Origin of the sequence: Nocardioides sp. CPCC 206347, from assembly GCF_048654605.1 — a bacterium.
Lineage (GTDB): Bacteria > Actinomycetota > Actinomycetes > Propionibacteriales > Nocardioidaceae > Nocardioides.
Window position 1 is genome coordinate 547017 of record NZ_JBMCYZ010000003.1, and the last position, 21205, is coordinate 568221.

Consider the following 21205-nt stretch of genomic DNA (forward strand, 5'->3'; position numbering starts at 1 on the left):
TCGCCACTTGGCGGGCGGCGGGAGCGGGGTGACCATGAGGGATGGGCGATCCGTCGACCCCGTCCGATCTCGAGCTCGACCTGTGGATGAAGATCCAGGCCGGCGACTTCGACCACGCGTTCGCGATGGCCGCCCGACTGCTCATCGTCAGCGACGACTCGGTGCAGCGTGGGCGGGTCGAGACGGCGATCGGCCTGATGATGCAGCGCGCCGGGCTCACGGCCGACTCCCGCGACCAGTTCGCCAGGGCCCTGGCCCTGGTGGGTGACTCCGGTCCGGACCGCGCACTGGTCCTCGCCGTCGGATCGCTCTCGAGCGTGCTCGCCGGAGCGCTGGACCAGGCCGAGGCCGACGCGAACGAAGCGCTCGTCCTCGCCGCCCAGCACGACTTCGACTTCCCGGTGCGACAGGCGCGCACGACGCTCGCCGTGGTGAACCTGGGGCGGGGTCGCCTGGGCGAGGCGCTGGCGTGCGCCGAGGCCGCGGCGTCGTACGACGACAAGGGGATCGGCCAGGCCGAGTACCGCTCCACCGCGTACGTGGTGCTCGCGATGGTTCTCGCCGAGCTCGACCGGATGCCGGAGGCCCATGCAACCATCGCCGAGGGCATCCGGATCGCGCAGGACGAGGGTGACACCGGACAGCTGGCCTGGTACCTCGCCTCCCAGGCGATGCTGCACTTCATCGACGGCAGCTGGGAAGCCGCGCGCGAGGAGACGCGGCGCTCGCTCGACCGTGCGGAGCGGACCGGCGCCCTCGCCGCGCGCCCCCTGGCCTGGGGGATCGCGGCCTGCATCGAGGGCCTGCGCGGGAATGTGGCCGATGCCCGGGTGCTCATTGCGCGATCCCGTGCCCACCGACTCGGCCCCGGCGGCGGGCTCGGGGAGGAATGGGTCGCTCTGGCCGCCGCGGCGAGCACCGAGGACGCCGATGAACGCTACGACGCCCTGTGCGAGGCGTGGTTCCGGTTGCGCGGCATGCCCAGCTTCCTGGCCTGGAAGGTCTTCGCCTACCCGCTCGTGGTGCTCGCCGTCCAGCGCGGCGACCACGTGCTCGCCACCGCGGTCAGTGAGCGGGTGGGGGAGCTGGCGGAGGTGGCGGGGACGATCAGCGCCCGCGCCACCGCGCTGTGCTGCTCGGCCGCGACATCGGGGTCGCCGGAGTCACTCGACGCCGGCCTGGAGCTCCTGCGCGCGAGCGGACGGCCCCTCCCGCTCGCCTTCGGGTGCGTGGCCGCCGCCCGCACCACGGCGGACCCAGCGCGACGCTCGGCCGCCCTCCATGAAGCGGCGGCCGTCTTCCACGCCCTCGGAGCGACGACGTGGAGTGCGTTGGTGACCCGTCAGCTGGTCCGGGTCGCGGCGGAACCGCCGGACGTGCCGACGGGCCCCTGGCACCTCCTCACGCCCGGTGAGCAGCGGGTCGTTCGCCTTGCGGTGCAGGGCCTCTCCAACCCGGCGATCGCCGAACAGCTGGGCGTCTCGTCCCGGACGGTCCAGGCCCAGCTGGCCTCGGCCTGTCGCAAGTGCGGCGTCCCCGGCCGCGTCCTGCTCGCGGGGCTCTTCGCCGGCTGAGGATCCGACCGGTCCTGTCAGTGCAGCAGCTCCTGGACCGGGTGGGACGGGCCCGCGCCGACGAGCAGGTCCAGCGTGGCGCGGAACCGGGACGGCCGCGGCTCGGTGGAGGGCGTCGGGACACCGTCCAGGACGAGGGCGACCTGGTGCGACGCGACCGCCGCCGAGGTCCCCGGGGTGGCGAGGCCGACGGCGCAGGCCAGCCGGAGGTACTCGCGCTCGACGAGCGCGGCGCCCAGTGCCCCCCGGGTGGTGTGCAGGATCAGCGGGTAGAGGCGGGGTTCACGCCGCATGGTGGCGCGGTGTGCCTCCCGCAGGGTCTCGGCGCTGTCGTTCTGTTCGCCCACCTCGAGGGCGAAGTCGACACAGGCCCCCATCAAGGTCGTCCAGTGCTGGACGAGTTCCCGGACGAGGTCGTCCCGGTTCGGGAACACCGCCTGGAGCTCGGCGTCCGACTCGTCGACGCGGCCCGAGGTGATGACCCTGCGCAGGACGGCGTGGCGGCGGTGGACCTGCTGCCAGCGCTGCTGGGTCTCGGACTGTCCGGCAATGGTGAACGTGTGCTTCATCTGGAGCTCCTGGTGAATGGTGGTTTGCCAATGAACCGGAGACTGCCGCCCCCGGTGGGGCTCGGCATCCGCCGACTGGCGGATATCGCGGACACGTTCGTGCGGGTCAGTGGGGGCCGCGCTGGCGCAGCAGCGCCGAGAGCTGGACGCGTGAGGTGATCTGCAACTTGGCGTAGATGTGCGACGTGTGGGTCTGCACCGTCCGGGGCGAGATGAAGAGCTCGGCACCCACCTGCGGGTTGGACAGCCCGCTGGCCACCAGGCGGGCGATCCTGTCCTCGGTCGGGGTCAGCAGGCTCCAGTCCGGCTGGCAGCGCTCGACCACGTCCGCTGGGGCGGCCAGATGCATCAACCGCTGACCGCTGTAGGCCAGCCAGGGATTGGCGCGAAGGCCGTGGAAGGCGTCCACCGCGGTGCGCAGGACCTTGCGGGAGCGGTCGTCGTGGCCGGCCGCATGGAGCAGCAGGGCTGCGTCCAGGCAGGCGGAAGCAAAGGCGAAGGGTCGTCCGGAGCCCTCGAGCACCGCCACCGCAGCGAGTGCGACCTCTGGATCGGCCTCCGCGATCGCCTGGCAGCGCAGGGCTGCTCCGGTTGCGGACGCGACGTGGCCAGCACGTCCCGCCCCGATGCGGGCCTGCTCGGCGACCTCGACGGCCAGCTCGTGCTCGCCCTGCCGCATCGACTGGTGGACCACGGCCGGCGCCAGGGCGCGCCAGCTCAGGAGGTACGGCGTCCGCCGGGTGTGCAGCCAGCCCTCGAGCAGCGCTGCGTGGGCCGCCGCGGGATGGGGAGCCATGGCCGCGCGGGCCATGGCGAGCCAGTCCTCGCCGGGGAGGCCGACGGCGGTCAACGTGCCTTCGTGCGAAGCGACGCTCTCGGTCGCGGCGGCGACGTTTCCCCGGATCGCCTGCACCAGGCCGATAACGCCGCGGGCCAGCGGGCGGGCGATCAGGGTGCCCGTGCTCTCGGCGGCGTCGAGCGCGGTCCGCGCATCCTCGATCGCGGCGTCCCAGTGGCCGGAGAGGAAGCGGCACAGCCCGCGCATGCAGTGGTACCAGGTCAGCTGGCCGACCGCACCGGCCCCGGCCGAGCGCCGCAGCCCTTCGCTGAACGCCGACTCCGCCTCGGCGAACCGGTCCAGCTCGATCAGGACGATCCCGTGGTGGAGGTGGGCCATGGGAGCGCCGCCGTTGCGGCCGTCACCGGCGGCGGTGAAGGAGATCGCCTCCCTGGTCAGGCGCAGCGCGTCAGAGGTCCGGCCCTCGCCGAGCGCCACCGCCGCGAGGGTGTTGAGCGCCTCGCAGGATGCGAACGGGTTGGCGTGCAGGTCGCCGAGCCTCCGGGCGCGCTCGGCCGCGCCGGCGGCGCCGGTCAGGTCGCCGAGCAGGAACCGCGACGCGGCCTCGTCGGCGACGTACGAGGCGTGGATGCGGGGAGTGGAGCGCGTGAGATCGGCAGCCCGGGTGAACCGGTCGCGGGACTCGGCGATGCGCCCGACGCGCTGCAGCAGGAGGCCGAGGGCAGCGTGTGCCTCTGCCTGGGCTGCCGGTTCGCTGCAGTGCTCGAGCATCAGCTGCGCGTCGGCAGCCGCGGCGTTGAGCTCGCCGCGGCTGATCCGGTCCCACATCGTGGCGCTCCGAGAGGTTGCTTCCGGCTCCATGGCCGCCCCCAGCCGAGGGGCCGCGGAGGTCCCTCGTCCTCTCAGGCTAGGCGCGCACGTGCCTCCGGGAAAGGCTCGGAAAGGAGGACTGGGCGGCCGGGAACAACCCCGGTTCCCCGGTCGTTGTGCCCTGTGTCAGACTTGAGTCCATTCGGCTCAACTAACCTGACGCCTGAACCCTGAATCACTACGGAGGAACCACACCATGGCACGAGCTGTCGGCATCGACCTCGGAACGACGAACAGCGTCGTCGCAGTCCTCGAGGGCGGCGAGCCCACGGTCATCGCGAACGCAGAGGGCGCCCGTACGACGCCGTCCGTCGTCGCCTTCGCGAAGAGCGGCGAGGTGCTCGTCGGCGAGGTCGCGAAGCGCCAGGCCGTCACCAACGTCGACCGCACCATCCGGTCGGTCAAGCGCCACATGGGTACCGACTGGACCCAGCACGTCGGCGACCCGGTCGACAAGGACTTCACGCCGCAGCAGATCTCGGCGTTCATCCTGCAGAAGCTGAAGCGCGACGCGGAGGCCTACCTCGGCGAGACCGTCACCAACGCGGTCATCACCGTTCCGGCGTACTTCTCCGACGCGCAGCGCCAGGCGACCAAGGAAGCCGGCGAGATCGCGGGCCTCAAGGTCGACCGCATCGTCAACGAGCCCACCGCCGCCGCTCTGGCCTACGGCCTCGACAAGGGCGACGACCAGACGATCCTCGTCTACGACCTCGGCGGCGGCACGTTCGACGTGTCCCTGCTCGAGATCGGTGAAGGCGTCGTCGAGGTGAAGGCCACCAGCGGTGACAACCACCTCGGTGGTGACGACTGGGACAACGCGGTCGTCGAGTGGATGGTCAAGAAGTTCAAGGACGCCAACGGCGTCGACCTGTCCAAGGACAAGATCGCCGCTCAGCGCCTCCAGGAGGCCGCGGAGAAGGCGAAGATCGAGCTGTCGTCCTCGGCCGACACCACGATCCACCTGCCCTACATCACCCACGGCGAGAACGGCCCGCTGCACTTCGAGGAGCGGCTCTCCCGCTCCGAGTTCCAGCGCCTGACCGCCAGCCTGCTCGAGCGCACCAAGGCGCCGTTCGAGAACGTCCTCAAGGACGGTGGCCTCGCGATCTCCGCGATCGACCACGTGGTCCTCGTCGGCGGCTCGACCCGGATGCCGGCCGTCACCGAGCTGGTCAAGGAGATGCTCGGCGGCAAGGAGCCCAACAAGGGCGTCAACCCCGACGAGGTCGTCGCCGTCGGCGCCGCCCTCCAGGCCGGCGTCCTCGCCGGTGAGGTCAAGGACGTGCTGCTGCTCGACGTGACCCCGCTGAGCCTCGGCATCGAGACCAAGGGCGGCGTGTTCACCACGCTCATCGAGCGCAACACCACGATCCCGACCAAGCGCTCGGAGATCTTCACGACCGCTGACGACAACCAGCCGTCGGTCGAGATCAAGGTCGCCCAGGGTGAGCGGGCGATCTGGTCGCAGAACCAGCAGCTCGGCAACTTCGAGCTGACCGGCCTGCCGCCGGCCCCGCGTGGCGTCCCGAAGATCGAGGTCACCTTCGACATCGACGCCGACGGCATCGTCCACGTGTCCGCGAAGGACCAGGCGTCGGGTCGCGAGCAGTCGATGACCATCTCCGGCGGCAGCGCGCTGTCGAAGGACGACATCGACCGCATGGTCAAGGAAGCCGAGCAGTTCGCCGAGGAGGACGCCAAGCGTCGCGAGGCCGTCGAGGTCCGCAACCAGGGTGACCAGCTCGTCTACACGACCGAGAAGTTCCTGGCCGACAACGGCGACAAGATCCCGGACGAGGTCAAGACCGAGGTCAGCGCCGACGTCGACGCCCTGAAGGCGGTCCTCGAGAACGCCGAGGCCGACGCCGAGACGCTCACCGCCGCCATCAGCAAGCTGGGCGAGTCCAGCCAGAAGATGGGTGCCGCGATGTACGCCGCCGCCGAGGCCGAGTCCGCCGCTGCCGGTGGCAGCACGGGCGCCACGGGCGAGGCCGACGACGACGTCGTCGAGGCCGAGATCGTCGACGACGAGCCCGAGGCCGAAGGCGACAACAAGTGACCGAGGACCCGACCGGTCCCGCCACGCCGGAGGGGGAGCAGCCCGAGACGGCTGCTCCCTCCCCGGAGGGTGACGTCGCCCCCGACGCTGCGGAGCTCGGGTCCGAAGAGGTCGTCGAGACCCCCGAGGCCGACGAGCTCACGGTGACGAAGATGGCCCTGGAGGAGCGCACGCTCGACCTCCAGCGCCTCCAGGCCGAGTACCTCAACTACAAGCGCCGGGTCGACCGGGACCGCGAGCTGTTGCGCGAGAACGCGACGTACTCCGCGCTCGCGCCGATCGTCGAGGTCCTCGACAACATCGACCGGGCGCGGGAGCACGAGCCGCTCGAGGGTGGCTTCAAGGCCGTCGCCGAGCAGCTCGAGCGCACCGTCGCCGGGCTGGGCCTGGTCAAGTTCGGTGCCGTGGGCGAGGCCTTCGACCCCACGGTCCACGAGGCGCTGTCGCACATCGGGACCGACCCGGAGGTCACGGTCACGACCTGCAAGTTGATTGCCAAGGCCGGCTACAAGTTCGGCGACCGGGTCGTGCGCGCTGCGCAGGTCCTGGTGGTCGACCCGGTCGAATAGCCGAGAACCCCAGCTCGGTGAGATGACGAACAGGAAGGGAGGGGTGTGCGATGAGTGACGACGGAATCCGGTCCGACTGGGCCACGAAGGACTTCTACGCCGAGCTCGGTGTCACGAAGTCGGCGTCGACCGACGAGATCAAGAAGGCCTATCGGAAGCTGGCGCGCGCCAACCACCCCGACTCGAACCCGGACGACAAGGTCAAGCACGAGAAGTTCAAGTCCGTTGCCGAGGCCTACGACGTCATCGGCGAGCCCGCCAAGCGCAAGAAGTACGACGAGGCGCGGGAGATGTTCCGGCGCGGAGGCTTCCCTGCGGGCGGCGGGTTCGGTGGTGGCGGCGTCAACGTCGAGGACCTGCTCCGCGACCGGGCCGGCGGCGGGGGTGGCTTCGGTGACCTCTTCGGCGACCTGTTCGGCGGCGGCTTCGGCCAGGGTCGGCGCGCGCCGCGTCCGACTCGGGGAGGCGACCTCGAGACCAGCGCGACGATCGGGTTCTCCGACGCGCTCGACGGCGTCACCGTCTCGCTGCGGATCAGCTCCGACAGCGCCTGCGGCACCTGCAACGGCACGGGCGGCAAGCCCGGCACGCGTCCCCACGTCTGCAGCACCTGCGACGGCAGCGGCTCGATCACCGCGTCGGTGGGCGGGGCGTTCACGATGAACGAGACCTGCCCCGCCTGCGGTGGTCGCCAGCTCGTCTACGACGACCCGTGCCCGACCTGTCATGGCTCCGGTCGCGGCCAGTCGGCGCGGACGATCCAGGCGAAGATCCCGGCCGGGGTCAAGGACGGCCAGCGGATCCGGCTGCGGGGCAAGGGTGCGCCCGGTGAGGGCGGCGGTCCCGCCGGCGACCTCTACGTCGTCGTCAAGGTCTCCCCGCACCGGGTGTTCGGCCGCAAGGGCGAGAACCTCACGGTCGACGTCCCCGTCTCGTTCGCCGAGCTCGCGCTCGGTGCCGAGATCAAGGTCCCGACGCTCGGTGGTGCCCCGGTCACGCTCCGGATCCCTGCCGGCACGCCCAGCGGCCGGACCTTCCGGGTCCGCAACAAGGGCGCGCTGAAGGCCGACGGAAGCCGGGGCGACCTGCTCGCCACGGTGGAGGTCCAGGTCCCGGGCACCCTCGACGCTGCGGCCCGGGAGGCGCTGGAGGCGTTCGCTGCCGCGACGTCCGGTACGACGCTGCGGGCAGGCCTCTTCGCGGAGGGCTCGTGATGGTCACCGGGTCGACGCAGGGGCCGCCGGGCGAGGGCGATGCGGTCTTCGTGATCAGCGTCGCCGCCCAGCTCAGCGGCCTGCACCCGCAGACGCTGCGCACCTACGAGCGCGTCGGCCTGATCACGCCCGGACGCACCGGCGGGGGCGGGCGTCGCTACTCCTACCTCGACATCGAGCGGCTCCGCGAGATCGCGCACCTGACAGCCGCCGGCATCGGCATCGAAGGCGTGCGCCGGATTCTCGAGCTGGAGAACGCCGCGGCCGCCCTCCGGGCGCGCAACGCGGAGCTCGCCGCTGAGCTCGAGGCCGCCCGCGAGGCGCTCAACCAGGCGCTGGCCACGCGTCCGGCCGTCCCGCGGAGCAACCTGCCCGCGGTCCCGCAGGCCACGATCGGTCAGTCCGTCGTGGTCTGGCGCCGCAAGCCCTGAGCGGCCGTCACTTCGGGTAGGTGCCCTTGCGGGCCTCGGTCCAGCACGAGCGGTCGTCGATGCCGTCGGGGGTCGTGTTCTGCGTGCCGTTGGCGTTGAAGCCGATGCTGTCGGTGAACGGCAACACCTTGATCGACAGGTTCGGCAAGGTGACGTCACCCGAGACCTGCGCCTGCCACAGCTGGCCGTAGACCGAGGTCAGGGTGCCGCGGGTCGCGTCGATCCCGGTGAAGCCCTGGCCGTTGACGTGACCGCCGTTGCCCGACTCGGAGTAGGCGTTGGGACCGGCCGCACCGGGCCCGAAGAAGCCGCCGCCCCAGGTCTGCGGGACCCCGAAGGGATTGGCTTCGTACGGCGCCGTGCCCGGGATGGTGGTGAGGTCGGTCGTGGCCTGCCCGAGCTGGGTGCTGCCCTGCAGGCTGATCGCCGCGCCCCTCAAGGTCGTCACGTCGAGCGTCGCGTTGTTGGCCCGGCTCTCGAGGGCGGCCGTGCCGTCCCCCGCCGTCAGCTTGATCGTGTACTTCACCAGGCCGGCGAGGGTCTCCGTCTTCGAGATGCACAGGCCGTCGAGCGTGGCGGTCGCAAAGCCCGCCCGCAGCACGTTCTTCCAGTTGCCGTTGCCCAGCCGGACGGGCGCCATCCCGAAGGCCGCGTCGTTGGCATTGATCTGGCTGGCCGAGAAGGTGGCGTTGCCGTCCTGGATGATGATCGTGGCGTCGATGCCGAAGGCGTTCTGCCAGGTGATCGACGCGAGGGCGGCCAGCGTCCCGAGGGACGCGGTCAGCGCCCCGGCCAGGCGCTTCCAGCGGGTGCCGTGCCGCACGGCGTCGGCCGTCGTCTCGGTTGCCATCAGCTCACCGAGATCGTCGTGTTGGGGAGCTGGATGGAGTTCAGTGGGTTGCCCGAGCCGTCGACGGGGATCTGCGTGTAGGGATCCGTCGGGTTCTGGCGGTGGGTGACCAGGTAGTAGAGGTCGAGGTTGATCCCGAGCAGCGTGTAGTTCTCGCCGCCACCGAGCCACTGGGCGAGACTGCCGGAGAAGTCGGAGGCGCTGAGCTCGCAGGTGCCGCCGATGCCCAGGAAGCCCCCGCGGGCGATGCCTCCCACCAGCCCGCACGCGAGGTGCGTCGCCGTGGGGAGCTCGGCGACGGGCACGGTGAACGAGCTGTTGGCCGTGGCCAGGACCTCGGTCCAGACGCCCGAGCCCCCGATGGTGATCGCCTGGTCGGGGGTGATCGTCAGCCGGTAGTTGGTGGCTGCCTTCGGGCCGGGCGCGTCGGCGGTGTCGGCGTACAGCTGGATGTCCTTGGTGCCGGTCGGGGCACACGCACTGATGGGCGTGGTGTCGCCGGTGCAGAACTGCAGTCCGCTGAACGCCATCTGGTAGAGGTCGGTGCGCGAGCCGGCAGCGGCGTAGTAGACGGTGTCGGGGAACTCGCGGCCGTACGCCGTACGGATCTGGCCGATGGCCGGCGTCGTGCTCGACGTGGTGACGTTGCCCGACTGCAGGTGCCAGCGCACCCCGGCCAGGCACGGATACATCCGCCCGGCGGCGTTGAAGTCGCCGGCGCCGTTGTCGAGCTGGATCTCCTGGCGCCGCTGCTGCGGGTTGCTGCTACCCGGCTGATCACAGGCGAAGGGCTGGTAGGCATTGCTCTGCGCCTGGCCGCGTGCACCGTCGCCGGGGCGGGGCACCAGGATCGTCGTCGCGGCAACCGCCAGGATCGCGAGCACCACGACCAGGCGTTGGCGCCCGATCGTCAGCTGGCCCGGAAGGACACCGTCAGGCCGCTGCATCAGCAGCCTCGAGTTCCCTTCGACGATGACTGCGCGACGTGCGGCCTTCCTTCTCCTTCTTCGGCGCCTTCTCGCCCCACGCCCACATCATCGATCCGCCGAGGATGCCCAGGACCGAACCGAGGAGGTAGCCGCCGAGGTTGGCTGCGACGAAGGCCGCGAGGGACAGCAGGATCGCCATCAGTCCGAGCAGGCCCCGGTAGTGGGGGGCACACCAGGTGACCACGCCGAACAGGATCAGCGATCCACCCAGGATGTAGCCGGCCGAGAAGCTCCAGCCCCCGGTCACGGCCAGCACGAACGAGAAGAACATCGAGCGGATGATCCAGGCGCCGCCGAGGATGCACCACAGGCCGCCCCAGAACGGCCGCGTCCGCCGGAAGGACCGGAACCACGCCCATGCCGCGCGCATCAGCCGGCGGCCTGGGTCGGGCAGTCGGCCTGCGTCTTGTGGCCCTTGATGACCTTGATCTTGAGGTTCGGCAAGGTGATCGCTCCCTGCAGGTTGATGCCGTAGGTGTCGCCGCCGAGTCCGCCGACGTTGAGCTTGTCGACGGTCAGGCCGAAGTCACCGGGGTCCGGCTGGCCCTGGCCGTTGGGCCATTCGATGGCGGCCGTCGTGTCGACGGTGTCGGCGCTCTGGCCGAGGTTCATGCCGCTGATCTTGTTCCCGAAGCCGCTCAGGGATCGGGAGTTCACGAACAGGTTGCTCGCCGTGATGTGGTTCCCGCCGACCAGCTGACCGTTGGCATCGAAGGCCAGCGGAGCGCCCGCGCCGTCGGTCGTGGTGTTGGCGCCGTTGACGAACGAGCTCTTCACCGGCACGCCGGCGATGATCATCAGGGTCACCTCGCCGAGCACCGGCACGTCCTCGTGGGCGATCGCGCACAGCCCGGCCAGCTTCGCCGAGCGGATGCCGAGCTCGGTCACTCCGTTGTCCTCGCCCGTCGAGGTGTTGTTCGTCGAGAGGAAGCCCGCGGCCTGCTCGCCCTGGAGGTAGTTGGAGTACAGCTGGAACTCCTGGTTGGCGGTCGTGAAGTTCACCGCCATCACGTCGTTGCTCACCAGCTGGAACATCGAGACCAGGGCGCACAGGCCGCCGGCGAGCGGTACGACGGCCCGCACCCGGGTGCCCCGTCGTACGGCGGCGGCATCGGTCATCTGCGCGGTCCGCTCGCGCAGGGCGGCGCGGAAGTGGTCGGCGACGACCGACGGGCCGCGTCGTCGTACCCGGCTCATCGACGTTCCTTGCGGAGGGCTCGTCGCTCGGCCCTGGCCTTGTCCTTCGCTGCGAAGCGCTCCAGCTGCTTCGCGGTGTACGGCGTCCACGCGAACACCAGGCCGGCGCCGGTGATGCCGCACACCATCCCGATCAGCCAGCCACCCAGGTTGGCCAGGGGCAGTGACGCGACGGACAGCAGGGTCGCGATGATGGCGGGGAAGTGGCGCTGGGCGGGCAGGACGAGCGCGATGGCGGCCGCGGCCAGCATGCCGGCGGCGAGCAGCAGCGGGGTGATGCTGCGGGCGCCGACGGTCGTGTAGAAGGCGAAGCTGCCGCCGAGCAGCGGCTGGGCGATGAAGTACGCCCCGAGCGCGAGGACCAGGGCACCCCAGAACGGGCGGGTCCGGCGGTACAGGGTGAAGCGGTTCCGGATGCGGGCGACGAGGCCCGCTCGCGGGGCCGCGGTGAGTGGTGCGACGACAGGGTTGTCGGAGATCTCAGTCATGCGATGTGTCCCTACGAAAACAGTGGTGGTGCCCGTGAGGACGCGCGGAAGCGCACGCGTCCCCACGGGCGGAGTTGCGACCGCTCAGGGGCAGACGGACGAGCCGTCAGCCGAGAGGCTGATCGCGGTGATCGACCGGAGGTCGATCAGTTACCGAGCGCGACCGCGAGCGACAGGTTGTCGAGCTCGAGGCTCTGCAACGTGATCGCGTAGGCCGTCGCGTTGACGTTCGGCAGGTCAGCCGAGCTGCTCGTCAGCGCGAACGCGTCAGCGACGTAGCCGCTGTCGGTGGTGGTGTTGGTGAAGCCGGCCTCGGACTGCGCGACACCGATGGTGGTGGTGCCGAGCGCGGCGCCGTTGGGGGTGTTCAACGTCTTCGCGTTGAGCCCGACGGCACCGAGCGAGATCGTGGTGTCGGTCGAAGACACCTCGAGGTGTGCCGGAAGGTTGATCAGCGGGATCGTCACGTCGGGGGTGATGACCTCGATTCCGCTGGCCGTGGTGATGGCGCCGGTCTCGGCGTACACCGTGGCCTGATCACCGCCAGCAACGTCGGCTGCGCCCACGCGCGCCTTCAGTCCGTTGCTCTCGATGCGATCACTGTTGAGCGTGAATCCCTCGGCCGACGCAAGCACGGCGCCGACCATTCCCTGCAGCATGGCGACCCCGAGTCCTGCGGTGAGCAGAGTGGCGGGGACGGTGACTGCTGCGAACCGTCCCAGACGGGTACGGCCCATTCCATCAATCTTGTTCAATTGAATCCTCCTGGCAATCCGCCGATCCCTCCCGAACCGACGGTGGACGCTGGCCGCATCCCCATGCCTAAGGCCAAGCGCCCCGGAGTCTGCCACGGAAAAGTGGTGTACGCGACAATTTGTCACGGTTATTTCTCAGGTGCGGTTCGGGGCGACCGATCGCGTACGGTTCGTGCCGTGACGAACGGAGCCCGCGACCGCAGCTGGCTGCGGACTGCTCTCGGAGTGGGCGCGCTGGCCGTGTTCTTCGCGGGAATGCTCGTGGTCATCGCTGCCCTGGCCTTCTCGGTCAAGGTGTCCGGAAGCAGCATGGAGCCGACCGTGTCCAGCGGCGACCGGCTCCTGGTCGACGTCTTCGGCAAGGACGACGTCCAGCGCTTCGACATCGTCGAGAGCCCCCTCGGCGGGCGCGAGATCTCCGTCGTGAAGCGGGTCATCGGCCTGCCGGGCGACCAGGTCCAGGTCACTGCCGACGCCGACCCACCCGTCGTGCTCGTGCGTCCGGAGGGCGAGGACGTCACCTATGTGGTCGACAACCCCGCCTGGTCCGGCCGGGTCGGTGACAAGACCGAGCCGTGCTGCGTCGACGACGGCACGTCGTCGCCTCGGGGGCAGGAGCCCGCCTGGGTGACCGTTCCCGACGACCACTACTGGGTGATCGGTGACAACTGGGGCGGTTCCGACGACTCCCGGACGTTCGGCTTCGTCGCCGCCGCCGACGTCCAGGCGAGGATCGCGTTCCGGATCCAGCCGCTGAGCAAGTTCGGGAAACTGGAGAACGACGTGCGCCTCCAACGGCGCGACGAGGTTCCTGCGACACCGTGACCTGAGATCCCCGTGCCAATCGTCACAAGAAGCACTAGCCTCAGCCCGTCGGGACCGTCAGTGGCACTGGGGCGCGGCGGGCCCCAACAGGACGAGAGGTGCGTGTGGACGCGATAGGGGACTTCTTCAGGGACTGGGCGAGCGGCGACCTCACGGGTAGCCACGGCGTCGACTGGTTCGCGTTCATCTCGATCCCGTTCTTCACCGGCATCATCGGCTGGCTGATCAACTGGTCCGGCCTGTGGATGCTGTTCTCTCCCATCAAGTTCCACGGCTTCAAGGTCCCCGGGCTCAAGGAAGTCACCGGGCTCATGCCGCGCAAGCTGCAGGAGATCCCGGGCTGGATGGAGGGCGGCCTCGGCTGGCAGGGCATCGTCCCCGCGCGCGCCGCCAAGATGGGCAGCATCGCTGTCGACAAGGTGATCGCGAAGCTCGGCACCCCCGCGGAGTTCTACGCCCAGCTCGAGCCCGACCAGATCGCCGAGCACATCGTCAACGTGTTCCGGCCCGACCTTCCCGAGCTCGTCGAAGAGGTCATGCTGCGCGAGCACCCGAAGCTGTGGCGCGACCTGCCCCGCCCGGTCCGCACCGCCGTCGTCGACCGGGTCCAGGCCCAGCTGCCTGCCGTCGTCAAGACGATCACCGACGAGATCGGTGTGCACATCGACCAGCTGCTCGACCCGAAGATCATGGTCATCGACCACTTCCGCAAGAACCCCGACCTCGTGGTGCGGGTGTTCAAGGACGTGGGTCAGAAGGAGCTGAACCTGATGGTGGCCTTCGGGTTCATCTTCGGCTTCCTGCTGGGCATCCCGGTCGCGATCGTCGACCAGACGTGGCACATCTGGTGGCTGCTGCCCCTGCTCGGCGTCTTCGTCGGATGGACGACCAACCTGCTCGGCATGTGGCTGATCTTCGACCCGCCGGAGCCCCGGAAGGTCCTCGGCATCAAGGTCCAGGGGCTGTTCCTGCGGCGCCAGGACGAGTGCGCCGAGGTCTATGCCCGGATCATCGCCGATGACGTGGTCACGCTCGAGCGCATCGGTGACTTCCTGATGGACGGACCCCGCGGCGACCGGACCCGCCAGATGATCGCGACCGCGATGCGGCCCGCCATCGACAAGGCCGCCGGCCCGTTGCGCGGTGCCGTCAACGTGGCCATGGGCGGCAAGCGGTACGACCGGATCAAGGACTCCTTCGCGATGGAGGCCGTCGGCCGGACGATCACCCCGTTCCGTGACGCGGAGTTCAGCCGCAAGCAGTCGGAGAAGATCCGCGTGCTGATCGCGCGTCGTACCAAGGAACTGCCGCCGAAGGACTTCGTCGAGATGATGCGCTCGGCCATCAAGGAGGACGAGTGGATGCTCTACCTCCACGGTGCGGTGATGGGCGCTGCGGGCGGGTTCCTCCACCTGGCGATCTTCAACTGGGGCCTGATTCCCGGTTTCCCGCCGTGAGTCGTTTCTCGTGGGTGTGACCAGCAGGGGGCAGCGCGGAACGCCCGAGGTGTTGTTGATGGAGGATGGGACCGTGGCAAGAGAATCAAGTTCTTCGGAGAACCGGGGTGTCGGCGGCGAGGACCTGCCGCGGCTGCCTGCGCTCGCGAGTCCCACCGTCGTCGAATCCCTTCCGGGCCTGGCCCGGGTGGCCGGCTCGGCCGCCCTGCACACCGCCGGTTGGGGCATGCGTACGACGGCCCGCAACTGGATGCGCGTCGGCAAGGCCGTGACGAACCGGGACGAGGCGGCCTCCCTCATTCGCGAGGTCGGCTCCGTCGTCGGCGCGGTGGGTGACCTGGCCCGCACCCTCGCGGACGGCACCCCCATGGGGACGGCCTTCCTGCGGGTCGGCGAGTCGCTCGGCGGCAACGGCAACGGCATCGGCTCGGGCAACGGCTCGGGCAACGGAGTCGAGCGGCCGCGCGAGAAGGCCGCGCCTGCTGCGGTCGTCGACGGCCAGGTCGTCGCGAGCCGCGCCCTGTCCCTGCGCGACCGTGGCAACGAGCTGCTGGAGAAGTCCCGCGACGTCTGGGGCCAGAACGACCGCCACCCGGCGTTCGACCGGATCCTCGACGAGCTCGCGCCCGACGAGGCACGGATCCTGGTGATGCTGCTGCGCAACGGGCCGCAGCCCAGCGTCGACATCCGCACCGGCGGACCGATCGGCATGATGAGCAGCCAACTGATCGCACCGGGCCTGAACATGGTGGGTCCGCGCGCCGGCCTGCGCTACGTCGAGCAGGTGCCGTCGTACCTCAACAACCTGTTCCGCCTGGGCCTGATCTGGTTCTCGCGCGAGGCCGTGCACGACCACCTGGAGTACCAGGTGCTCGAGGCGCAGCCCGACGTGCTGGCCGCGATGCACTCGGTGAAGTTCGCCAAGGTCGTGCGCCGCAGCGTGCACCTGACGCCGTTCGGCGAGGAGTTCTGCAAGCTCGCGCTGGTCGACGAGAAGACGGCGACGAACGTCGCCCTGCCCGCCCACGAGGCGCCGCCGGAGATCGTCAGCGACTGACCCGGCCGCCGTGGTCGGTCCACCATCGCGCGGCGTCCCGGACCGCCGGGTCCGCGTGGTTCGTGGCGATCTGCGCGAGCTCGGGCTGGCTGGCCATGCCCGCCGCGAAGAGGGCGTCGCGACACAGCTCGTCGTCGGCGCCCACGAGCTCCCGAAGCGTCGCCTCGGGCAACGGGACTCCCGCGAACCCGCAGATCGAGAGCCCGGCTGCCCGGATCGCGGGGTCGGGCGAGGCCAGCCACGGGGCAGGGTCGGCGACCTCGAAGGGCACCATCAGGTTCGCGAACGCGTAGGCAGCGCCGTGCCGGGTGGTCTCGTCGGGACCCTCGAGTGCCGCACTGCAGAGCTGCTCGCGGACGCCGTCGGAGAAGGGCGATGCGACGAGCAGGAAGCCCGACGTGACGACGTGGGTCGCCCGGAAGTCGTAGAGCACCTCGAACACGAGGCGGGTCAGCACCCCCTCGCCCGCACTGTTGCCTGCGATGTCGGCGGCCATCCGGGCCGCGTGGGCGAAGTGGCGGTTGCGACGGCTCTGCGTCCAGGCAGCTGCCTTGCGGGGCGGCGGGAGGTCGAAGCCGACGGCGGCACGGACCTCGCGCCGGAAGTCGGGCGGGCACGAGGCCAGGGTCGCGCTGAGGATCGGTCCGCGACGGGAGTCGTCCACCGCCGCGATGCAGGCCGCCGCGAACGGGGCGACCAGCGGCAACCAGTCGCGCGTCCGCAGGCCGCCGACACTGCGCATGTTCTGGATGCCGAGGCAGCTGGCCCGGGCGATCTGCCAAGAGTCGTGGGAGAGGAGCTCCCCGCACCACTGCACCAACGCAGGGGTCGGCAGCTCGGTGACCGCGCTCATCAGGTCGTACGCGCGTTGCATGCCCGGAGCGAGGACGGCTTCGCGGATGACCTCGGCCACGATGTCGCCGTAGGCGCTGCACCGCAGCTTGGCCAGCGCCTCGTAGCGCAGCTGGTAGCCCGTCCCGGCCGAGCGTCCCACCTCGTTGGCGAGGCGTTCGATCAACGGTCGTACGTCGGGTTCGGGAAGTCCGAAGGGCGTGTGCGCGTGGTACTCGGCGAAGCGCAACCAGTCGCCGCCGGACGGTTGGTCCAGTACCGCTGCGCAGCTGCTCGAGAAGCCCGCAAGGGTCGCCTCGGGTGTGTACGGCTCGACGTCCTCGGGGGCGTAGGAGAACGTGCGCGACAGTACGTCGATGGGTGCGCGGAGGTGCCCGTACGGAAGGTCGAGCGCCCGCTCGTAGGCATCGATCACGGTGCCGCTGCGCCGGCCGGCCGTCTCCACGCGCGACAGGGTCGCGGGCGAGAGGTGGGAGCCGGTCCCGGCCAGCTCCCCGAACTCGCGCATCCGGACACCGGCCGCCATGCGGCTGGTGCGGAGCAGCCAGCCGATGCGCGCCGCGACATCGATCCGGGCGCCCGCGAGCGGGGTCCGGTCGTCGATCTCGTCCGCCCGTCGAGCCACGGGCCCATGCTGGCAGGGAGCGCCGTCGTACGGGCCGTTTCGCGGGAGGTCGCACCTGAAACAACGGGCTGTGGCGGGCCGGACTGTGGGACCGTTTTTGCCGCAGGGACTGCTGCCTGCCAGTGATGTGGGGTTGCTGGCGGGACGTGGGGTCCGGGCGGTTCCTGCATCCGTGGTGGGTGGGCGAGGGGTTGCCCACCCACCATGAGGCGTCGAATGAGACGCACACCGCAAAGTTGAGTGCAATAGACTCAACTTTGCGCGCGTTGGAATGAGTGTCACCATCCATTCCCACGCACCTTCCAGGAGACTCCCTTTCATGAGCGCTTTCGGGTCCGACAAGTTCACGACGCGCAGTCGCGAGGCGATCGAGGCCGCCCAGCTCGCCGCCACCACGGCCGGCAACACGAGTGTCGAGCCGATCCATCTCCTCGTCGCCCTGCTGCTGCAGGCCGACGGCATCGCGTCCAGCCTGGTCGCGAAGTCCGGCGTCGACGCGCCCGCCCTGGTGCACGCCGCGTCGGCCGTCCGGGACGGACTGCCCCGCGCGAGCGGCGCCACCGTCCAGCAGCCCGCGGCATCGGCAGGACTGACCCGGGTCCTGGCCTCCGCCATCGACCTCGCCGGCTCGATGAAGGACGACTACGTCGCCTCCGAGCACCTGCTGATCGCCCTCGCGACCGTCGAGTCGGCCGCGAAGACCGTGCTGACCGACGCCGGCCTGACGGCCGCCGGGCTGCAGGACTCGCTGACGGCCGTCCGGGGCAACCGTCGGGTCACGTCGCAGGATGCCGAGTCGACGTACGAAGCACTCGAGAAGTACTCCGTCGACCTCACCGCGGCGGCCGAGGACGGCAAGCTGGACCCCGTCATCGGCCGGGACGCCGAGATCCGTCGCGTCATCCAGGTGCTGTCCCGTCGTACCAAGAACAACCCGGTGCTCATCGGTGAGCCCGGCGTCGGCAAGACCGCCGTGGTCGAGGGGCTCGCCCAGCGGGTGGTCGACGGCGACGTCCCCGACTCCCTCAAGGGCCGTCGCGTCCTGTCGCTCGACCTCGCCGCGATGGTGGCCGGCGCGAAGTACCGCGGCGAGTTCGAGGAGCGGCTCAAGGCGGTCCTCGAGGAGATCAAGGACGCCGGCGGCCAGATCATCACGTTCATCGACGAGCTCCACACGGTCGTCGGCGCGGGCGCCGGCGGCGACTCCGCGATGGACGCGGGCAACATGCTCAAGCCGATGCTGGCGCGCGGCGAGCTGCACATGATCGGCGCGACCACGCTCGACGAGTACCGCGAGCGGGTCGAGAAGGACCCCGCGCTGGAGCGGCGCTTCCAGCAGGTGTTCGTGGGCGAGCCCTCGGTCGAGGACACCATCCAGATCCTGCGCGGCATCCAGGAGAAGTACGAGGCGCACCACGGCGTCCGGATCACCGACGCCGCGCTGGTGGCGGCCGCGACGCTGTCCGACCGCTACATCACCGGACGCCAGCTGCCCGACAAGGCCATCGACCTCATCGATGAGGCCGCTTCCCGCCTGCGCATGGAGATCGAGTCCTCCCCGGAGGAGATCGACCAGCTCCGGCGCCAGGTGGACCGGCTGCGGATGGAGGAGTTCGCGCTCGCCAAGGAGTCCGACGACGCCTCGCGCGACCGGCTCGAGGTCCTGCGCGCCGACCTCGCCGACAAGGAGGAAGCACTGCGCGGCCTCGACGCCCGCTGGGAGCGCGAGAAGGCGTCCCTGGAGGGTGAGGGCGAGCTGCGGCGCCAGCTCGACCAGCTGCGGAGCGAGGCCGAGCGCAAGCTGCGCGAGGGCGACCTGGCCGGTGCCAGCGAGATCCAGTACGGCAAGATCCCCGCGCTGGAGGCCCAGATCACCGCGGCCGAGGCCACGGAGGGCTCGAGCGAAGCGAGCGCCGAGAAGGAGGAGAAGCTCGTCGGCGACGAGGTCGGCGCCCCGCAGATCGCCGAGGTGGTCGAGGCGTGGACCGGCATCCCGACCGGCCGGCTGCTGCAGGGCGAGACCGCCAAGCTGCTCGACATGGAGCAGGTCATCGGCGCCCGGCTGATCGGCCAGCGCGAGGCCGTGCGTGCCGTCAGCGACGCCGTACGACGATCGCGCGCCGGCATCTCGGACCCCAACCGCCCGACCGGCTCGTTCCTGTTCCTGGGCCCGACCGGCGTCGGCAAGACCGAGCTCGCCAAGTCCCTGGCCGACTTCCTGTTCGACGACGAGCGGGCGATCGTCCGGATCGACATGAGCGAGTACTCCGAGAAGCACTCGGTGTCGCGCCTCGTCGGTGCCCCTCCGGGCTACGTCGGGTACGACGAAGGCGGCCAGCTCACCGAAGCCGTCCGCCGCCGGCCGTACTCGGTCGTGCTGCTCGACGAGGTCGAGAAGGGCCACCCGGAGGTCTTCAACATCCTGCTGCAGGTGCTCGACGACGGCCGGCTCACCGACGGCCAGGGCCGGACCGTGGACTTCCGCAACACGATCCTGATCCTCACGTCCAACCTCGGCTCGCAGTACCTCGTGGACCCGACGCTCGAGCCCGAGGCGCAGCGCGAAGGCGTGATGGCAACGGTGCGCAAGGCGTTCAAGCCCGAGTTCCTGAACCGCCTCGACGAGATCGTCACCTTCGACGCACTGACCAGGGACGACCTGGCCACGATCGTCGAGCTGCAGCTCCGCCTGCTGGAGAACCGGCTGGCCGGACGGCGCATCTCGCTGGAGGTCACTCCGGCTGCGCGCGAGTGGCTGGCCGATGTCGGCTACGACCCGGCGTACGGCGCCCGCCCGCTGCGCCGGCTCATCCAGTCCGCGCTCGGCGACCCGCTCGCCCGGTTGCTGATCGGCGGCCAGGTCGTCGACGGCGGCGCGGTGACGGTGGACCGCGGCGAGGACGGGCTGGTCGTCAACGCCTGAGGGGCCGTCTGGTGGAATGGGTGGCATGAGCCAGGAGCAGCCACGACCGGGGCACGCGACGATCGCGGGTTCGCTGATCATCGGCGGCTCGATCATCGTCGTGCTGTCCGCATGGGAGCGGATCTCGACGCTGCGCACGCTCGAGGTGCAGGAGAAGCTGCAGACGGCGCTGGGGAAGCCGCCGATGAGTGGGCTCGGGCTCACGCTCGACGGCTACACCAGCATGTTGCAGGTGCTCTGCGTGATCGGCGCCGGCGCCGCGACGGCAGCCGCGATCCTCGGGGTCCAGGTCTTCAAGCGCTCGACCAGCGCCCGGATCGCGCTGACCCTGCTGGCGCCGCTGATCCTCGTGGGTGGCATGGCCGCGGCGGACTTCTTCGCCGCGATGCTGGTCTTCGCGATCCTGCTGCTGTGGCTCCAGCCGACGCGTGACTGGTACGCCGGACGCCCGTGGGTGCAGGCCTACGAGGAACGCCGGGCCGAGCGGGTCGGGCTGATGCGGCCGCCGGGAACGCCTGCCGGGCGGTCCGCGGCGGCGTCGCCCGATGCTGCTTCGCCGGCGGGTCCTGCTGCTCCTGCTGATCCGGGCACGACCAAGGGTGACGCCGCGGGCGAGCACCCGTTCGGGGACCCGCGTGCGTTCGGCCGCCGGCCTGCCGTCGTACGACGGACGCGGCCGCAGGCGCTGACCGCAGCCTGCGCCCTGACCTGGATCACCTCCACGCTCGTGCTGCTCGGCATCGTCGTGATGATGGCCGTCCTGCCGTCGCAGGCCGAGGACCTGTTCGCCGAGGTCTCGCGCGACCAGCCCAAGGCGGTCGAGACCTACGACCTCACCGAGAACACCCTCCTCGCGGGGATGTACGTCGTCCTCGTCGGCTTCGCCCTGTGGGCGGTCGTCGCGATCGTGCTCGCCGGGCTCGCCTTCATCGGCCAGAACTGGGCCCGGATCACCCTCGTCGTCTCCGCGGTGACGGGCGCCCTGCTGCTCGTCGTGATGTCGGTCGGTGCCTGGCCGTTGCTCGCGCTCGTCGGCGTGTTCGGCTCGGCAGCGTGGATGCTGCTGCGACCCGAAGTGGGTCGCTGGTACCAGCGCTGA

Annotated in this window: 19 protein-coding genes; 10 read left to right on the forward strand and 9 right to left on the reverse strand. The window is 70.4% G+C overall.

Features of this window, described 5'->3' with window-relative positions; genetic code table 11:
* Positions 1-41 precede the first annotated feature (41 nt).
* Positions 42-1574 (forward strand): helix-turn-helix transcriptional regulator, encoded by a 1533-nt coding sequence (locus tag ACOACQ_RS14145; protein ID WP_420288559.1) that lies wholly within the window; start codon positions 42-44, stop codon positions 1572-1574.
* A gap of 17 nt (positions 1575-1591) precedes the next feature.
* Here ACOACQ_RS14145 and ACOACQ_RS14150 read toward each other — a convergent pair whose 3' ends face one another.
* Both ACOACQ_RS14150 and ACOACQ_RS14155 read right to left on the reverse strand, forming a co-directional pair.
* A complete protein-coding gene (locus ACOACQ_RS14150) occupies positions 1592-2143 on the reverse strand; it encodes a hypothetical protein (RefSeq protein ID WP_420288560.1) in 552 nt (183 codons plus the stop codon).
* A 106-nt stretch (positions 2144-2249) separates the two neighbouring features.
* Positions 2250-3803, reverse strand: a complete 1554-nt coding sequence (locus ACOACQ_RS14155; protein WP_420288561.1) for a LuxR C-terminal-related transcriptional regulator — start codon at positions 3801-3803, stop codon at positions 2250-2252.
* Positions 3804-4008: 205 nt separating this feature from the next.
* On the opposite strand from ACOACQ_RS14155, the gene dnaK reads away from it, so the two are divergent.
* From dnaK to ACOACQ_RS14175, 4 genes are read left to right on the forward strand one after another with little or no spacing between them, the layout of a single operon-like run.
* On the forward strand, positions 4009-5874 hold the full coding sequence (gene dnaK / locus ACOACQ_RS14160; RefSeq protein WP_420288562.1) for a molecular chaperone DnaK: 1866 nt from the start codon (positions 4009-4011) through the stop codon (positions 5872-5874).
* Complete coding sequence (grpE, locus tag ACOACQ_RS14165; RefSeq protein ID WP_378604403.1) at positions 5871-6443, forward strand: nucleotide exchange factor GrpE; 573 nt, start codon at positions 5871-5873, stop codon at positions 6441-6443. The genes dnaK and grpE overlap by 4 nt, the downstream gene beginning before the upstream one ends.
* A gap of 50 nt (positions 6444-6493) precedes the next feature.
* Positions 6494-7657, forward strand: coding sequence for a molecular chaperone DnaJ (dnaJ, locus tag ACOACQ_RS14170; RefSeq protein WP_378604406.1), 1164 nt, complete (start codon positions 6494-6496; stop codon positions 7655-7657).
* Positions 7657-8088 (forward strand): heat shock protein transcriptional repressor HspR, encoded by a 432-nt coding sequence (locus tag ACOACQ_RS14175; RefSeq protein WP_420288577.1) that lies wholly within the window; start codon positions 7657-7659, stop codon positions 8086-8088. The genes dnaJ and ACOACQ_RS14175 overlap by 1 nt, the downstream gene beginning before the upstream one ends.
* Positions 8089-8095: 7 nt before the next feature.
* Here ACOACQ_RS14175 and ACOACQ_RS14180 read toward each other — a convergent pair whose 3' ends face one another.
* From ACOACQ_RS14180 to ACOACQ_RS14205, 6 genes are all read right to left on the reverse strand, one after another.
* On the reverse strand, positions 8096-8938 hold the full coding sequence (locus tag ACOACQ_RS14180; protein WP_420288563.1) for a DUF6230 family protein: 843 nt from the start codon (positions 8936-8938) through the stop codon (positions 8096-8098).
* Complete coding sequence (locus ACOACQ_RS14185) at positions 8938-9885, reverse strand: hypothetical protein (protein WP_420288564.1); 948 nt, start codon at positions 9883-9885, stop codon at positions 8938-8940. Before ACOACQ_RS14185 ends, ACOACQ_RS14180 begins: the two co-directional genes overlap by 1 nt.
* Complete coding sequence (locus tag ACOACQ_RS14190) at positions 9872-10297, reverse strand: DUF6114 domain-containing protein (protein WP_420288565.1); 426 nt, start codon at positions 10295-10297, stop codon at positions 9872-9874. The genes ACOACQ_RS14185 and ACOACQ_RS14190 overlap by 14 nt, the downstream gene beginning before the upstream one ends.
* The gene (locus tag ACOACQ_RS14195; protein WP_378604418.1) at positions 10297-11124 is read right to left on the reverse strand and encodes a DUF6230 family protein; all 828 of its coding nucleotides are present in this window, start codon (positions 11122-11124) and stop codon (positions 10297-10299) included. The genes ACOACQ_RS14190 and ACOACQ_RS14195 overlap by 1 nt, the downstream gene beginning before the upstream one ends.
* The gene (locus ACOACQ_RS14200) at positions 11121-11612 is read right to left on the reverse strand and encodes a DUF6114 domain-containing protein (RefSeq protein ID WP_378604421.1); all 492 of its coding nucleotides are present in this window, start codon (positions 11610-11612) and stop codon (positions 11121-11123) included. Before ACOACQ_RS14200 ends, ACOACQ_RS14195 begins: the two co-directional genes overlap by 4 nt.
* 146 nt (positions 11613-11758) lie before the next feature.
* The gene (locus ACOACQ_RS14205; RefSeq protein WP_420288566.1) at positions 11759-12349 is read right to left on the reverse strand and encodes a DUF6230 family protein; all 591 of its coding nucleotides are present in this window, start codon (positions 12347-12349) and stop codon (positions 11759-11761) included.
* A gap of 195 nt (positions 12350-12544) precedes the next feature.
* Between ACOACQ_RS14205 and lepB the strand changes: the two genes are divergently transcribed.
* From lepB to ACOACQ_RS14220, 3 genes are all read left to right on the forward strand, one after another.
* Positions 12545-13192 carry a signal peptidase I gene (gene lepB, locus ACOACQ_RS14210; protein ID WP_378604427.1) on the forward strand — a complete coding sequence of 216 codons (648 nt, stop codon included), beginning with the start codon at positions 12545-12547 and terminating at the stop codon, positions 13190-13192.
* Positions 13193-13290: 98 nt separating this feature from the next.
* Positions 13291-14649, forward strand: a complete 1359-nt coding sequence (locus tag ACOACQ_RS14215) for a hypothetical protein (protein ID WP_378604430.1) — start codon at positions 13291-13293, stop codon at positions 14647-14649.
* 73 nt (positions 14650-14722) lie between these two features.
* Complete coding sequence (locus ACOACQ_RS14220; protein ID WP_420288567.1) at positions 14723-15706, forward strand: Abi-alpha family protein; 984 nt, start codon at positions 14723-14725, stop codon at positions 15704-15706.
* Here the strand turns inward: ACOACQ_RS14220 and ACOACQ_RS14225 are convergent.
* Positions 15696-17183 (reverse strand): helix-turn-helix domain-containing protein, encoded by a 1488-nt coding sequence (locus ACOACQ_RS14225; protein WP_378604436.1) that lies wholly within the window; start codon positions 17181-17183, stop codon positions 15696-15698. The two genes, ACOACQ_RS14220 and ACOACQ_RS14225, sit on opposite strands and share 11 nt — an antisense overlap.
* 319 nt (positions 17184-17502) lie before the next feature.
* On the opposite strand from ACOACQ_RS14225, the gene clpB reads away from it, so the two are divergent.
* Both clpB and ACOACQ_RS14235 read left to right on the forward strand, forming a co-directional pair.
* A complete protein-coding gene (gene clpB, locus ACOACQ_RS14230) occupies positions 17503-20106 on the forward strand; it encodes an ATP-dependent chaperone ClpB (protein WP_378604439.1) in 2604 nt (867 codons plus the stop codon).
* A gap of 25 nt (positions 20107-20131) precedes the next feature.
* On the forward strand, positions 20132-21205 hold the full coding sequence (locus ACOACQ_RS14235) for a hypothetical protein (RefSeq protein ID WP_420288568.1): 1074 nt from the start codon (positions 20132-20134) through the stop codon (positions 21203-21205).

Coding starts and splice junctions, on each gene's coding strand:
- ACOACQ_RS14145 (WP_420288559.1), top strand. CDS start 42: ATGGGCGATCCGTCGACCCCGTCCGATCTCGAGCTCGACCTGTGGATG.
- ACOACQ_RS14150 (WP_420288560.1), bottom strand. CDS start 2,143: ATGAAGCACACGTTCACCATTGCCGGACAGTCCGAGACCCAGCAGCGC.
- ACOACQ_RS14155 (WP_420288561.1), bottom strand. CDS start 3,803: ATGGAGCCGGAAGCAACCTCTCGGAGCGCCACGATGTGGGACCGGATC.
- dnaK (WP_420288562.1), top strand. CDS start 4,009: ATGGCACGAGCTGTCGGCATCGACCTCGGAACGACGAACAGCGTCGTC.
- dnaJ (WP_378604406.1), top strand. CDS start 6,494: ATGAGTGACGACGGAATCCGGTCCGACTGGGCCACGAAGGACTTCTAC.
- ACOACQ_RS14175 (WP_420288577.1), top strand. CDS start 7,657: ATGGTCACCGGGTCGACGCAGGGGCCGCCGGGCGAGGGCGATGCGGTC.
- ACOACQ_RS14180 (WP_420288563.1), bottom strand. CDS start 8,938: ATGGCAACCGAGACGACGGCCGACGCCGTGCGGCACGGCACCCGCTGG.
- ACOACQ_RS14185 (WP_420288564.1), bottom strand. CDS start 9,885: ATGCAGCGGCCTGACGGTGTCCTTCCGGGCCAGCTGACGATCGGGCGC.
- ACOACQ_RS14190 (WP_420288565.1), bottom strand. CDS start 10,297: ATGCGCGCGGCATGGGCGTGGTTCCGGTCCTTCCGGCGGACGCGGCCG.
- ACOACQ_RS14195 (WP_378604418.1), bottom strand. CDS start 11,124: ATGAGCCGGGTACGACGACGCGGCCCGTCGGTCGTCGCCGACCACTTC.
- ACOACQ_RS14200 (WP_378604421.1), bottom strand. CDS start 11,612: ATGACTGAGATCTCCGACAACCCTGTCGTCGCACCACTCACCGCGGCC.
- ACOACQ_RS14205 (WP_420288566.1), bottom strand. CDS start 12,349: ATGGGCCGTACCCGTCTGGGACGGTTCGCAGCAGTCACCGTCCCCGCC.
- clpB (WP_378604439.1), top strand. CDS start 17,503: ATGAGCGCTTTCGGGTCCGACAAGTTCACGACGCGCAGTCGCGAGGCG.
- ACOACQ_RS14235 (WP_420288568.1), top strand. CDS start 20,132: ATGAGCCAGGAGCAGCCACGACCGGGGCACGCGACGATCGCGGGTTCG.